The following is a 13,051-nucleotide window of genomic DNA, read 5'->3' as shown; positions in this document are numbered from 1 at the left end:
AAAACAGCACAACAACGTTTGGGGCAATAACTGATCGGGGCGACAGGTCTACATTGTCAAATGCCAACATCAAGGCACCAACAGACCACCGCAGGGCTTATCGATTGCCTAAACCTGAAGCAAAGCCAGAAACAGAGAAATTCGTTTTGCCGGGACATCCCGCCTAGTAGGGGAGCCGACTGCTATCAAAGCCAGATGCCAGCCATCAAGAACTGGTCGCTATACAGGAAGCCGCTTGCGCGTTTGAACTTTTTGAAATGCCAGTCCGGCTGAACCTGTAAGCACAGTTCGTATTACACCATTGCGACCAGCAAGACGCAAGAAAATTGAGGATCGTTTTATCCAGCCTTTATGCCCCTTCCAGCGGCAATCGCCAAATATTGATGAAATAAACACGCCACACTATGTACATAATCAAAAACTATGTTATAGTTACTTTTCTGACGCGGGGTGGAGCAGCATGGTAGCTCGTCGGGCTCATAACCCGAAGGTCGTAGGTTCAAATCCTGCCCCCGCAACCAAATTCATTTATCGGCTTCTTGCAGATAAATTTAAAAAAACCGGATTTATTCCGGTTTTTTTTATGCCTGTTATTTTTAAATAGTCCGGCTTCGTCAAAACAATAAACAAGGCGAACCCAAGACAAGCCCCCCCTTCCTGCAGTAACTCCCATCCCGCCAGTACGCCCCCATCTACTTCAAGCACGAAATGTTCTTGACGACCGCAGTCTCACCGTGCGATAAACCTTCCCGTGCGGGTGATTAGCCAGCTTGAGCATGACCAGAACACAGAATAACAAGTCAGCTCCAGCCCCTCTAATCGCGCTTCAAATCCCGCCAATCAGCTTGTTTGTGCGTGAACACAGTGACGCCTCATGGGCGTGGTCTACGCTGCACGCTCACGCCTCACAGCCAAGCTGAGTTTCAAGAAAGACGAAATCCCTTACGAAAGCCAGGCCACCTCTTCTCCAGCGTTGGAGCCAAGTACGTGCCTGCGCGATCCCAGGATGAGTCGTACTTTTTGCAGTCACTCACACCCAAGCAGAATCGGCTGGAGACAGCCGACTAAAGGATCAAGACATGAAACGAGTACCCGCAATCGCAGGGGCCGCTCTGGCCTTGCTGATGGCCAGCACCAGCTCCTTTGCCGCCACCACCTATTTGACTTGCGAGTTTGCCGACCCCTCTGGCAAGCCCCAGGTCTTCAATTTCGCCCTGGATCAAGAGGCCGGCACCTTTGGGGTGTACGTTCCTGCTTCGGGCAGCGAAAGAATGGAACGAGGCACCTTTGCCGACAACAAAGCCAGCTTGAATGAAGGCGCGATTGCCTGGGAGATTGACCTGACAAGCGGCACCATCATCCGTGATCGCCGCATGGTAGGCGAGAAAGATCAAGGCAGCTGCAGCGCCATTTCCGCCGAACGCAGCGGCTTCGAGCAGTAATCCCCTCTCCCCAAAAAGACATGCTTCTGCCCCCTTCCCAGGGGCAGCGCAGCTTATCTCTACAGCGCGAAAATGAAGAAACTTACAAGTATTGTGATCCTGGGCGCGATCGGCATTGCCATCGGCGCCTACGCCAGCGGCCAATTCAACACCTGGCTGCCACAGGAAATGAAGGTCGGCACCTCTGGCAGTTCCCTTCTGGGCAATGGTGAAGTGAGCCTGCAAAAGCAGGATATGCAACTGGCCGAGAAACTGCAGCCAGTAATTGCCTGCCTGAATGACGTCGCCAGCCCCTTGAGCCAGCATGCCCAGAAATACATCAAGGAATATCAGAACCTTGTCGCTACCCCCGGCTCCACCCGCATTGCCGCCAGCTTCAAGATCAAGGTGTACGAGCAGAACAACTCCATCTCGCGCGAATGCATCACCCAAATGCGCAATGCCATCGCCATGCCGCCAGCAGACGCTGGACTGGACAAGCCTGGTCAAGTGTTTGCTGACACGCTGGAAAAGCTGATTCCCGTCATGAATGAAGCGGATCTCTATTACAGTCGCAAGGACAATATTGACGACCAGATGAAGAAAGGCCGCGAGCTGGACGAGCAGATCATGCCTCTGTTCATCAGCTTCTTTGATGCGGAAGACACGCTCAGACAAACAGTCTCGGAGCGCAATCACAGTCTGCGGGAAAAACAGCTGGTAGCGATTGAAGAGGCTTACGGCACCGAGAACTTTGCTTGGCACACGCTGAATGTCTCTCTGGCCGCCCGCCGCGCCGTTGATGCCATCAGCACGTTGGCAGAGTCCGAGCAGCTCACTGGCCAGTCCATCGAGAAAATCGAGCAAGCGTATCAAGCCGCCTTCGACAAGGCTGATGCCTTTGCCAAAGCACATCCCGACACCAAAACGCAGCTGGGCAACGCGCCCAAGTGGTTTGCCCTGTCCAGCAACTTCAATACCTTCCTGGTGGGCTTGAAGGATCTGCGCCGAGCCCTGGCATCGGACGCAAAGCAAGCCAATGTGGAGTACCAGCTCTCCAAGCTGGAGAACGACTACAACAGCATGATCAGAAACTACAACATGCTACCCGACGCCTGACGAAACCAGGCTAATGGCTGCGTTTTCCGTAAGCAGGAGAGCGCAGCCTGCGCACTGGCAATGGCAGACCCCAAGCAAGATGGGGTTGGTCCGGTATTACAGGGCCTCCCGCCACCAGGGCCAAACGCTCATTAGCGCGCCGCGTCATCCTTGCGAAGATCGAAAAACCGCAAACCATCACGCAGACGATCACGCAGCCACACATAGACAGACGGGGCTTCTTGCCCTGTATTGAATCTGGCTTGCACCTTCATGCCAGACATCAATTTACGCACCTGATCCACAGACAAGCCAGACTCCAGACGTGCCGCTGGCCAAGGGGGATCCATTGTCATATTCAACGACAAGCGCCCCTGAGGCGCGGGTAGCTGAGCAATAAATGCCAGCAAGGCATCGCGGCTGTCCCGATCCGCCACCGAGTCAGGCATCAACTGCACGGAAGTGCGTGCGGCCAACAAGGCCTTCTCGATACCAGGGCGCGGGTCTTCGTACATGCTCATGTTCATCACCAACGCAGGCATGATCATGGACTGGATCAGATTCTGATTATCCAGGTACAGATTCAGACTTTTAAGCTCCGCCTGCTCAAGATCATCGGCACCCAAGGGGCGTCCTGCGGCCGACTCAATCCCGAATTGCGCCTGAGCACGAACCTCACGCAGGTACTGACTACGCAGTCGAACCTGCTCCAAATTCAATTGTGCCAAGGCCGAGTCCCACTTGTACTTGAAAGTAAAATCCATAGGCTTGGCTTGCAGGCGCATTACGTAGTCCTGCCCTGGCAAACGTCCCGTCAGAACATAGATCCCGCTTACTTGTAGATCCATGGAGTCTGGAATAACTTGCCGCTCGGACAAGGATGCCAAGCCCTCATCACGCAAGACCAGCTCATCAAAGGCCAGCAGCATTGACGAAAAACCGGCCGACCATTGCCCGTTCTGAACCAGACAACCCCCCTCCTGATCCTGAATCTGCAGCTCGTCGCCGGATTGCGGCTGTAAAGCGACATAATTACGCAAATACTCACAAGCAGGACCCGCTTGAGCCGAACCTGCCAGCACCATCCACGTACCCAGCGCCAAGGCAATTTTCTTCATGAATTCCTCTTATTGGGCAAGCGCTGGCAACAATACCAATCAAGCCTTCCCTTTGCATGAAACGCTGGCTAGTATACAAAGCCGTCAGGGTCTATGCCCTAGCCCTGTTTCAAGTTGAGCTTACCGACATACTCCCTGCCATGGTCAGCACTGAACCGATCCAATTCTCACTTTGCACACAACTGAGTCAGCTCGACGCAGCACACTGGGACGCGCTCTCTGGCCATCACCTGTTGCTCAGTCATGCTTTTCTGACGTCATTGGACAAAGCTGGCTGCGCCATTCCACAAACAGGCTGGTCACCACATTACCTCTTGATGCATCGTGGACAGACGCTGTGTGGTGCCGTGCCCCTGTATCTTAAGCACCATTCGCGCGGCGAGTATGTGTTTGATCAGGGCTGGGCTCAGGCTTATCAACGCCATGGGCTGGACTACTACCCCAAGCTGCTCAGTGCCGTCCCCTTCACGCCCGTCAGCGGCCCTCGCCTGCTGGCCCACACCCAGGAGGATCGCGTACTGCTGGCCAGGCAACTGATCCAGCTGACGCGAAGTAATCAGCTGTCCTCTGTGCATGTCCTGTTCCCGAATCCAGAGGACAGGCAAGCTCTGGAGCAGGCGGGCTTCATGATTCGCCACGATGTGCAGTTTCACTGGCAAAACCAGAACTACGCCAGCTACGAGGACTTCCTGGCTTCCCTGACCCAGCAAAAGCGCAAAAAAATGCGACAGGACAGCCGCAAGGTTTACGAGCAGGGGCTGTCCTTTGAGCACAAACAGGGCCAGGAGATTAGCGAGCAGAACCTGGACTACTTTTACCAGTGCTATGCCAATACCTATCAGGAGCGCGGACAACGCCCCTATCTGAATCGGGATTTCTTTGCGCGCCTGCACGAACATCTACCCGACTCTCTGGTACTGATTCTGGCGCAGCAAGATGGGCAAGATGTAGCCTGCGCCCTGTCGCTGCGGGACGGGCATACACTTTATGGACGTTACTGGGGCTGTACTCGATACGTGCCAGGCCTGCATTTCGAGACCTGCTACAACCAGGCAATTCAGTTCTGCATTGCGCAGCAACTGCGTTTCTTTGAAGGCGGTGCTCAAGGGGAGCACAAGCTCTCGCGAGGTTTGCTGCCCACTCCCACCAGCTCGGCGCACTGGATTGCTGACCCCCGCTTTGCCCACGCCATTGAAGAGTTCCTGCATGAAGAAGCGGGCCATGTGGCCCGCTATCAGGAAGCATTAAGCAGCCATACCCCGTTTAAAACGCTGGCAGGCTAAAAATCAGTCTTTCTTGTCTTTGCCTGGTGGCGCAAAGGGAAAGACCGAGAACATTTGCCGGGTCTGATCCTGCATTTGGTCCTGCATTTGCACGAACAGATTCTTGCTCTGATCAATATAGCTGTTCATGACGGTTTGCATCACAGGCGCCTGTATGCTCATGAATTGCGCCCAGGCTTCCGGGCCGAATTGCCCGCCGTAGACGCCCTTGGACTGCTCGGTCATGCGCTCCTGGATTTCCATGAAGGCCTGAATGTTCTTTTCCAGATACGAACCCATCACCCCCTGCATGGCATTGCCATAAAAGCGGATGATCTGCATCAGCACTGGAGTGGAGAACATGGGGATACCCCCGCTTTCTTCCTCAAGAATGATCTGCAACAGAATACTGCGCGTCAGGTCCTCGCCGCTTTTGGCATCGACGACCGCGAACTCCTCTCCTGACAGGACCAGTTGCTTGACATCGACCATAGTGATGTAAGCGCTGGCCTGCGTGTCGTACAAGCGACGATTGGGGTATTTCTTGATGAGTCGAGGGGATCCCATGCTGGTGCTTACTTCCTAATCAATAAATCAAAAACACGCGCTATGCACTGCAACAAGCCTTAGCTCATGTGCAAGCCACCGTTCAGGGAGAAATCCGCACCCGTGGCAAAGCCGGAATCACCCGAGGCCAGCCAGGCCACCATGGAGCCAATTTCATCCGGTGTACCCAAACGGCCCACTGGAATGGTCGCCACGATTTTCTCCAGAACGTCGGGGCGAATCGCACGCACCATGTCCGTACCAATATAACCGGGGGAAATAGTATTGACCGTCACCCCCTTATTGGCAACCTCCTGAGCCAGAGCCATGGTAAAGCCGTGGATCCCGGCTTTAGCCGTGGAGTAGTTGGTCTGGCCAAACTGCCCTTTCTGCCCGTTTACTGAGCTGATATTGATGATGCGGCCCCATTGGCGCTCTACCATGCCATCAATGACTTGTTTGGTCACGTTGAACAGGCTGTTCAGGTTGGTGTCAATCACCGCGCGCCAATCTTCCTGACTCATTTTACGGAAGGTGCCGTCGCGTGTAATCCCGGCATTATTGACCAGAACATCCACACGACCAAAATCGGCAAAGACTTTTTTAAAGGTTTCAACGGTCGAGTCCCAGTCTGCTACGTTGCCCACCGAAGCATGAAATGTGTAGCCCAGCTCGGCCTGCTCACCCAACCATTTCTGAAAATCGCGATTGGGGCCGCAGCCTGCAATAACGGTAAAACCGTCTTTGGCCAGACGCTGACAAATGACTGTCCCTATCCCTCCCATACCACCAGTGACGTAAGCTACTTTGCTGCTCATATACTTCTCCTGAAAGGGGTGACAAAGCTCGATCCCTGGGCCGGCCCGGACAATGAAAAAGCCTGGCGTCGGGATAATGGAAGCAGGCAGACCGCCCGGCTCCCGAAACCTGAAAAATTGAAAATTAACTGGCGCGCACTTTCACATAACTGCCGGGCGCATCCTCCAGCACGGGATAACGCGCATGGCCCAGACGACGTTTTGCGCGACGCCGCGAACCCGACAAAGGTGCAAGCCACGCAATCCAATCGGACCACCAGCTACCAGGTACGGACTGAGCCCGCTCCATATACTGCTGGGCATCCAGCGTGGCGACTGGCTCGCCATCTTGCAGCACCCAGTAATTACGGCGCTGCTTGGCAGGTGGATTGATCACGCCTGCGATATGGCCCGAAGCTCCCAGCACAAAACGATGCTGAGCCGCAGGCAGTGCCTGCAAGGACGCATAGGCCGACTGCCAGGGCACGATATGGTCTTCTTTGGAGCCATACAGGTACACGGGCAAATCCAGTTGGCTCAGATCGGCGCGGTGCGCCCCCACGGGAACACCACCTTTTTGAACCAGACGATTTTCCAGATAGGTATTGCGCAAATACCAGGTAAAGAAAGGACCGGGCAAATGGGTGCCGTCGGAGTTCCAGTACAGCAAGTCAAAGGCAGGTGGTTTTTTACCCTGCAAGTAGTTACTGTTCACATAGTTCCAAACCAGCTCGGCGGGGCGCAGGAAAGAAAAGGTACTGGCCAGCTCACGGGCATTGAGCAATCCGCCCTGCCCCAACTGCCACTCCCGAAACGCAACCTGTGCTTCGTCGATAAAGACATTCAGCATGCCCACATCGGTGAAATCCAACATGGTGGTCAGCAAGGTCATGGAAACGGCCGGGTCCTGACCTTTATCGCGTGCCAGAGCCAAAGCGCTGGCCAGCAAGGTGCCACCGATACAAAAGCCCAGCGTATTGATTTTTTCCTGGCCCGACAGCTCCTGGCTGACACGAATCGCTTCCAGCACGCCCTGCTCCAGATAATCCTGCCAACTCAGTGCATGGATATGGGCCGCGTCATTCGGCTGGGGATTGCGCCAGGACATCAGGTACACCGTCAGCCCCTGATCCAGAGCGTGGCGTACAAAGGAATTCTCCGGCTGCAGGTCCAGAATGTAGAACTTGTTGATGCAGGGCGGCACGATCAGCAAGGGCACGGCATGGACCATGCTGGTAGTAGGTGCGTATTGAATCAGTTGAAAAATATCGTTCTGGAATACCACGGCACCGGGGGTAGCACCCACGTTTTTCCCCAGTTGAAACTGGCTTTCATCCGTTTGTGTCAGACGGCCTTTTTGCCAGTCGTCCATAAAATTGGACATTCCTTCCAGCACCGACTGGCCGCCCGTATCCATCATGGTTTGCAGGGCCTGGGGGTTGAGCATCAAATAGTTGCTGGGCGACATGGCCTCAGCCCACTGCATCATGGAAAAGCTCAGGCGCTCACGCTGCGGGGCTTCCAGCTCCATCGAGTCCAGCATCTCGTTCATGGCCTGAACGCTAAGCTGCCAGATATGGGCATTGAACAAGGCGGTGGGATTGCTCTGCCAGGCGGCATCCGCAAACCGGCGATCCTGGGGAGGTGGCAAGGCACCGCGCTGGGCCTGGTCCCACAACTCCTGCCACTGTTGCATATAACGAGCTTGCAGTTCAGCACAGCGGGTGGCATCGATCGGTTTGCCAAAACCTTGAAAAGCTCTGTTGTTACTCGACATCTGCCACCTGTAAACGAATTGCAAATACGCTTAGAGCATGACGTTCGTAACAAAAGCAGTCAATTGGGGTAATTAATTAGGCTGGCACGCCAATAGACGGAATTAAAGATTCCATATCGTATTTAATACGATTAAAAAACCGTTAAAGCAGGTTCAAGCGAGCAATGGTGGCCTGTCGGCCGGTCAAGGGCGAGCGGCGGTAGGAATAAAACAATTCATTCTCTTGAAACGTACACAAGCCACTCAAGTGCACGGTCATTGTTCCAGGGCTTAATTTTTCCAAACGGTGGCGGGCAATACCGGGCAAATCCGCCTGCCATTTTCCAGGACGCTTTCCCTGAATAAAAAAGGCGGCCAATTCCGGCTCATCCTGAACATAGGCATCAAAGACTTCCTGCCCGACTTCAAAGTGTTCTTGACTGATTGCCGGACCAATCCAGGCTTGCCAGGATTGCGCTTGGGGACAACGGGCGGCCATCGCCTGCCAGGTACGCTCCAGGACTCCGGCTTGCAGACCACGCCAACCGGCATGGGCCACACCCAAGACCTGAGATTGCTCGTCCCAGATCACCACCGGCAGGCAATCGGCGGTCAGAATGGCCAGGGTACGGTCCCGGCGTGTAGTGATGGCAGCATCAAACTGTCTGGGCACGGCAGGCAAAACATCCTGATCTGCATCCAGCACATCTGTGCCGTGTACCTGTGCCAGCCAGACTGGCTCCGAACCCAGGAAGTCCGCCAGCCGCTGGCGATTTACCTGCACCCGCTCCGGATCGTCGCCGGTATTCAGGCCCAGATTCAGGCTGTCACGCTCGTCCTGGCTGACGCCCCCAGCCCGAGTCGTACAGAAATAAAGCAGCCCCGCTTGTTCGGGGCCGCTAACACCAGGAATCAGCTTTGAGTGTGCCATTCAATCGCCTCTGCAACAGACTGATAGTCAGACGGTGGCTCCGCCGAGAAGCGACGGCGCTCGCCCGTATCGGGATCATCAAACTCCAGCACATGGGCATGCAGCATTTGGCGCTGCGCCCCCGCGACAACGCGGCCACCATATAAGGTATCGGCCAGCAGAGGATGCTTGATTGAGCTCAGGTGGACACGAATCTGGTGGGTACGCCCTGTCTCCAGTCGGCAAGCCACCTCGGTCACTGCTTCCTCGCCTGCATAACCCTGACGCAACATTTGATAATGCGTTACAGCATGCTTGGGAGCGACGGACGGCCCAGTACTCATGCGCACTGGCACGCGCAAATCGCGTCCAATCGGCTCATCGACCGAGCCCTGGCCCGGCAAGACGCCATGGACCAACGCCAGATACTGGCGTCCCATGCTACGCTCTTGCAGTTGTCGGACAAAGTGAGTTTGTGCGACTTCCGTGCGGGCCACGACCAGCAAGCCGGAAGTGTCTTTGTCCAGCCGGTGTACAACACCGGCACGGGGTACCTGACGCAGATTGGGGAAGCGAAACAGCAAACCATTGAGCAAGGTGCCACGCCAGTTACCCGCGCCAGGATGCGTGACCAGACCCACTGGCTTGTTAACCACCAGCCAGGAGTCGCTTTGAGCCACAATCTCGAAGTCCACGTCATCAGGTTCGAAGGCCATGTCTTCTGGGGCCTGTTGCTCCCAGACCAGCACGGTATCACCGGGGTAAACCGTATGCTTGACCTTGACGGCCTGGCCGTTGACGAGAACATGCCCACTCTCGACCCAGGACTGTAGACGGCTGCGCGAATGCTGTGGCAGTAAACGCGCTAAGGTCTTGTCCAGACGATCGGGAGACGCAGTGATGGGAAGGATAAAACGCAGTGCGTCGGAAGAAACAACACTATCTTTTTCAGTATCTGTGTCAGGCATGGCGACAAATCATATAATTGAGCAGCAATGCTAACACCAAGGACGCTTTTGTGACTCGCCTGAACCTGAACTTGCCACGTATTCGTGGTACCAAGCTGGCCCAAGTAGCCGCATTAATGCTGGCTGCCACTTTGCTTGCTGGCTGCGGCACTACCAAAAAAGAAGTTGACCCCACCTCGGGTTGGACCGCCGAGCGCCTGTATAAAGACGCCCGTGAAGAAATGTCCGCCGGCAACTGGAAAGACGCGCGTACCCGCCTGGAAGCCGTCGAGTCCCGCTACCCCTTTGGCACTTACGCACAGCAATCGCTGATCGACCAGGCCTATATCAACTGGAAAGACGAAGAGCCTGCCAAAGCCCTGGCCGCTATCGACCGCTTCCAGAAGCAGTACCCCAGCCACCCCGGTACCGACTACATGCTGTACCTGAAAGGGCTGATCTCCTTTACGCCTCCTAGCGCTGCCCTGTCTAACATTACCCAACAGGATCCCAGCGAGCGTGACCCCAAAGGTCTGCGCGAATCCTACGAAGCCTTTAACGATCTGCTGCAACGCTACCCCAATAGCCGTTACGCACCGGATGCCGCCAAGCGCTTGACCTGGCTGGTCAGCACCATCGCCCAGAACGAAGTACACGTAGCCGAGTACTACTACAAGCGTGGCGCTTACGTGGCTGCTGTGAACCGTGCGCAAACCGTGATTACGGACTTCAAGGGCGTGCCTATTGCTGAACGCGCGCTGTACTTGATGTACCTGTCCTACGACAAGATGGGTCAAACCGAGCTGCGTGACACCACCAAACGCGTGATGGATCAGAACTTCCCGGACTCCACCTACTTCAAGGACGGTCTGGATGCCAAGGTTAACTACTGGAACCCGATTAACTGGTTCTAAACCTTTAGGCAAAGCAGCACAAAACACAGGCTGCCTTTGTGAAGCGACAATAAAACGCCTCACAGAACGCAGTCAAAAAAGGCCGAATCTCATACAGGATTCGGCCTTTTCAGTTTTCCGGCTTCAAGCTGATATTCCTTACCAGTCTGCTCTGCCCTGCTCATCAAAACAGTAACGACAAGTCAGGTAGCTCCTTAGCCTGCAGCCATCTAAACACACCCCGCCCCCACAGGCCCCAGAGCATCCTGAATATCACCCCACCTTCTTGGCATTGTCCTTTTGCACGCTATACATACGCTCTGCAAAAGCCTTGGCCTTGGCTGGGTCCAGGGGCTGGCCTCCCAGAATCTTCATAGTGTCGTCCAGATACACCATGCGGTCTTCCAGCTCTTCCTGCAGGCCAATCAGGTAATAGCCAATCTGACAAAAGTACGTCGTCCGGGCTCGGGTCTGGGCTTCAATCTCTTCCACACCCATGCGCTGAAAGAAATTGGCCAAGGCATTCATGCAGGCCTTGTCCGCCCGCTCGACGGCTTGACGCACTCGCTCGGAGCGCCTTGCCCAATCCCGCATGGCCATATCCAGGCCCGGCTCAAAACGGGACACGTCCAACCAGGTAGAGAACAGGGACAACATGCCATCTTGCAGATTGTCCACATTCTCCAGCGCCAACATGGTGGAGCGCATATTCTTTTGTTCCCAGAAACCGACCAGCCCATCCAGCAGATCGTCCCTGTCCTTGAAATGCCAATAAAAACTGCCTCGCGTGACGGCCATCACCTGCGCCAGACGAGTGATGCGCACCGCCTCCACGCCTTCCTGCATGAACAGGCGAATGGCCGCCTCCAGCCAATCCGCCCGCGTCAAATGCACATTGGGCTCGGTCAGTGCGCCGGCCTGGGCCACACGTTCAATCAATTCCTTATCGCTCATATCGCCTGCTTGTAGAGTCGCTTTAGTCGCCAAAGTATACCGGCGCTCCTCTTATAACAGGCCCAGCATTCGTGGAAACGCCAAGGAAACAGCGGGCACGAAGGTGGTGATCAATTGAATCGGAATAGCCACAAACACGATCATGGCGATGGCCGGGCCAAAGGAACGATGTACCGTCACCTTGCTGATACGGCAGGACATGTACAGCACAGGTGCCATCGGCGGGCTGTTGGAACCCACAATCACCGCACACGCCACAATCGCGGCAAACTGTATCGGATTGACATCGGCCACGCCCACCAAAGGCAGCAGCAAGGGAGCCACCACCACGGTCAAGGACACATCGTCAATAATCATGCCCACCAGAATCAGGAACACATTGACCATCAAGAGAATGCCGATGGGGCTATCCACCAGACCTGTCACAAAGGCGGTCAGGTCCTGAGGCACGCCTTGCGCAACCAAAATACGGCCGATCAGAAAGGAGAACAGCAAGATCAGGATAACGGTGCCCGTAGTCTCTGCCGTGCGAACGAAGCTGTCACGCAGCTTGCGCAGGGTCAGTTCACGATACACAAAGCAGCCGATGCCAATCACCAGCACAACCGCCACCGCCGCAGCTTCCGTGGGTGTGAATACGCCCCCGTAAATACCACCCAGAATCAAGGTGGGAATACACAAGGCGGGCACGGCATAAAGCAAAGTCTTGAGGGAAGAACGACGGGATTTTTCATCAACAGCTTGTGCTGGCAGTTCCTTGAACCAGCGTCCAGCCACCACATAATTGAACAGCGTCAGCCCGACCATCAACAGAATCCCTGGCCCGATCGTGGCTGCAAAACACGCCACTACCGACTGCTGCGTCACCACCGCGAACAGAATCATGGTGATGGACGGCGGAATCAGAATCCCTAGCAAAGAGGAAATCCCCAGCAAGGCCGCCGAGTACTGACGCGGATAACCGCGCTGCTCCATGGGATCGACCAGAATGGTGCCAATGGACGCCACCGCCGCCGAGGCCGTACCCGAAATCGCCCCGAACACCCCGGAAGCCAGCACCATGCTGGCCCCCATGCCACCACGACGATTCTTGACCAGCATCTCGGCAAAGCCCACCAAACGGTGTGCAATCCCGCCTGCCTGCATCAAGTACCCCGCCATGATGAACAAAGGCAAAGCCAGCAGAACCAGGGAGTTCAAGGAACGGAAACCTTGCAGCATCAAGGTGTTCAAGTTGACGTCATACACCAGCGTCAACATCAGCAGCGTGCCGGCAAAGGACCAGGCCACTGGCACCCCGACACCTAGCAGGAACAGGAGCAAGAGAACAGAAAATCCAGCATGCATAA

Annotated in this window: 13 protein-coding genes and 1 tRNA gene; 5 read left to right on the top strand and 9 right to left on the bottom strand. The window is 55.3% G+C overall.

Features of this window, described 5'->3' with window-relative positions:
• Positions 1 to 444 precede the first annotated feature (444 nt).
• Positions 445 to 521 (top strand) — tRNA-Met (locus WFM49_RS09080).
• 7 nt (positions 522 to 528) lie between these two features.
• Here the strand turns inward: WFM49_RS09080 and WFM49_RS09075 are convergent.
• Positions 529 to 705 carry a hypothetical protein gene (locus tag WFM49_RS09075; RefSeq protein ID WP_254002828.1) on the bottom strand — a complete coding sequence of 59 codons (177 nt, stop codon included), beginning with the start codon at positions 703 to 705 and terminating at the stop codon, positions 529 to 531.
• 374 nt (positions 706 to 1,079) lie between these two features.
• On the opposite strand from WFM49_RS09075, the gene WFM49_RS09070 reads away from it, so the two are divergent.
• A complete protein-coding gene (locus tag WFM49_RS09070; protein ID WP_336972889.1) occupies positions 1,080 to 1,442 on the top strand; it encodes a hypothetical protein in 363 nt (120 codons plus the stop codon).
• Between the two features lie 72 nt (positions 1,443 to 1,514).
• Positions 1,515 to 2,540 (top strand): DUF3829 domain-containing protein, encoded by a 1,026-nt coding sequence (locus tag WFM49_RS09065; RefSeq protein ID WP_035270781.1) that lies wholly within the window; start codon positions 1,515 to 1,517, stop codon positions 2,538 to 2,540.
• 131 nt (positions 2,541 to 2,671) lie between these two features.
• On the opposite strand, the gene WFM49_RS09060 is transcribed toward WFM49_RS09065, so the two are convergent.
• Positions 2,672 to 3,637, bottom strand: coding sequence for a hypothetical protein (locus tag WFM49_RS09060; RefSeq protein ID WP_324577929.1), 966 nt, complete (start codon positions 3,635 to 3,637; stop codon positions 2,672 to 2,674).
• Between the two features lie 140 nt (positions 3,638 to 3,777).
• On the opposite strand from WFM49_RS09060, the gene WFM49_RS09055 reads away from it, so the two are divergent.
• On the top strand, positions 3,778 to 4,920 hold the full coding sequence (locus tag WFM49_RS09055) for a GNAT family N-acetyltransferase (RefSeq protein ID WP_324577930.1): 1,143 nt from the start codon (positions 3,778 to 3,780) through the stop codon (positions 4,918 to 4,920).
• A gap of 3 nt (positions 4,921 to 4,923) precedes the next feature.
• On the opposite strand, the gene phaR is transcribed toward WFM49_RS09055, so the two are convergent.
• From phaR to WFM49_RS09030, 5 genes are all read right to left on the bottom strand, one after another.
• The gene (gene phaR / locus WFM49_RS09050) at positions 4,924 to 5,466 is read right to left on the bottom strand and encodes a polyhydroxyalkanoate synthesis repressor PhaR (RefSeq protein ID WP_009457627.1); all 543 of its coding nucleotides are present in this window, start codon (positions 5,464 to 5,466) and stop codon (positions 4,924 to 4,926) included.
• 59 nt (positions 5,467 to 5,525) lie between these two features.
• The gene (gene phbB, locus WFM49_RS09045; RefSeq protein ID WP_009457629.1) at positions 5,526 to 6,263 is read right to left on the bottom strand and encodes an acetoacetyl-CoA reductase; all 738 of its coding nucleotides are present in this window, start codon (positions 6,261 to 6,263) and stop codon (positions 5,526 to 5,528) included.
• Between the two features lie 124 nt (positions 6,264 to 6,387).
• Positions 6,388 to 8,019 carry a PHA/PHB synthase family protein gene (locus tag WFM49_RS09040; protein WP_009457630.1) on the bottom strand — a complete coding sequence of 544 codons (1,632 nt, stop codon included), beginning with the start codon at positions 8,017 to 8,019 and terminating at the stop codon, positions 6,388 to 6,390.
• Positions 8,020 to 8,161: 142 nt separating this feature from the next.
• A complete protein-coding gene (pgeF, locus tag WFM49_RS09035; RefSeq protein ID WP_009457632.1) occupies positions 8,162 to 8,929 on the bottom strand; it encodes a peptidoglycan editing factor PgeF in 768 nt (255 codons plus the stop codon).
• On the bottom strand, positions 8,911 to 9,876 hold the full coding sequence (locus tag WFM49_RS09030; protein ID WP_026484310.1) for an RluA family pseudouridine synthase: 966 nt from the start codon (positions 9,874 to 9,876) through the stop codon (positions 8,911 to 8,913). The genes pgeF and WFM49_RS09030 overlap by 19 nt, the downstream gene beginning before the upstream one ends.
• 95 nt (positions 9,877 to 9,971) lie before the next feature.
• On the opposite strand from WFM49_RS09030, the gene WFM49_RS09025 reads away from it, so the two are divergent.
• A complete protein-coding gene (locus WFM49_RS09025; protein WP_026484309.1) occupies positions 9,972 to 10,769 on the top strand; it encodes an outer membrane protein assembly factor BamD in 798 nt (265 codons plus the stop codon).
• A 252-nt stretch (positions 10,770 to 11,021) separates the two neighbouring features.
• Here the strand turns inward: WFM49_RS09025 and WFM49_RS09020 are convergent, their stop codons facing one another.
• Both WFM49_RS09020 and WFM49_RS09015 read right to left on the bottom strand, forming a co-directional pair.
• Positions 11,022 to 11,702 (bottom strand): TetR/AcrR family transcriptional regulator, encoded by a 681-nt coding sequence (locus tag WFM49_RS09020; protein ID WP_022983556.1) that lies wholly within the window; start codon positions 11,700 to 11,702, stop codon positions 11,022 to 11,024.
• Between the two features lie 51 nt (positions 11,703 to 11,753).
• Positions 11,754 to 13,049 carry a TRAP transporter large permease gene (locus WFM49_RS09015; protein ID WP_022983555.1) on the bottom strand — a complete coding sequence of 432 codons (1,296 nt, stop codon included), beginning with the start codon at positions 13,047 to 13,049 and terminating at the stop codon, positions 11,754 to 11,756.
• Positions 13,050 to 13,051: the final 2 nt, after the last annotated feature.

The organism is Alcaligenes sp. PF14, from assembly GCF_037150615.1.
Lineage (GTDB): Bacteria > Pseudomonadota > Gammaproteobacteria > Burkholderiales > Burkholderiaceae_B > Alcaligenes > Alcaligenes phenolicus.
Note: the sequence above shows the minus strand (reverse complement) of the source record. Positions and strands in the feature narration are given on the sequence as shown.

What these genes read in the sequence shown, in the direction of transcription:
- phbB (WP_009457629.1), bottom strand. Translation starts at nt 6,263, where the DNA reads ATGAGCAGCAAAGTAGCTTACGTCACTGGTGGTATGGGAGGGATAGGG.
- WFM49_RS09060 (WP_324577929.1), bottom strand. Translation starts at nt 3,637, where the DNA reads ATGAAGAAAATTGCCTTGGCGCTGGGTACGTGGATGGTGCTGGCAGGT.
- WFM49_RS09040 (WP_009457630.1), bottom strand. Translation starts at nt 8,019, where the DNA reads ATGTCGAGTAACAACAGAGCTTTTCAAGGTTTTGGCAAACCGATCGAT.
- WFM49_RS09070 (WP_336972889.1), top strand. Translation starts at nt 1,080, where the DNA reads ATGAAACGAGTACCCGCAATCGCAGGGGCCGCTCTGGCCTTGCTGATG.
- WFM49_RS09055 (WP_324577930.1), top strand. Translation starts at nt 3,778, where the DNA reads ATGGTCAGCACTGAACCGATCCAATTCTCACTTTGCACACAACTGAGT.
- WFM49_RS09065 (WP_035270781.1), top strand. Translation starts at nt 1,515, where the DNA reads ATGAAGAAACTTACAAGTATTGTGATCCTGGGCGCGATCGGCATTGCC.
- WFM49_RS09020 (WP_022983556.1), bottom strand. Translation starts at nt 11,702, where the DNA reads ATGAGCGATAAGGAATTGATTGAACGTGTGGCCCAGGCCGGCGCACTG.
- phaR (WP_009457627.1), bottom strand. Translation starts at nt 5,466, where the DNA reads ATGGGATCCCCTCGACTCATCAAGAAATACCCCAATCGTCGCTTGTAC.
- pgeF (WP_009457632.1), bottom strand. Translation starts at nt 8,929, where the DNA reads ATGGCACACTCAAAGCTGATTCCTGGTGTTAGCGGCCCCGAACAAGCG.
- WFM49_RS09030 (WP_026484310.1), bottom strand. Translation starts at nt 9,876, where the DNA reads ATGCCTGACACAGATACTGAAAAAGATAGTGTTGTTTCTTCCGACGCA.
- WFM49_RS09015 (WP_022983555.1), bottom strand. Translation starts at nt 13,049, where the DNA reads ATGCATGCTGGATTTTCTGTTCTCTTGCTCCTGTTCCTGCTAGGTGTC.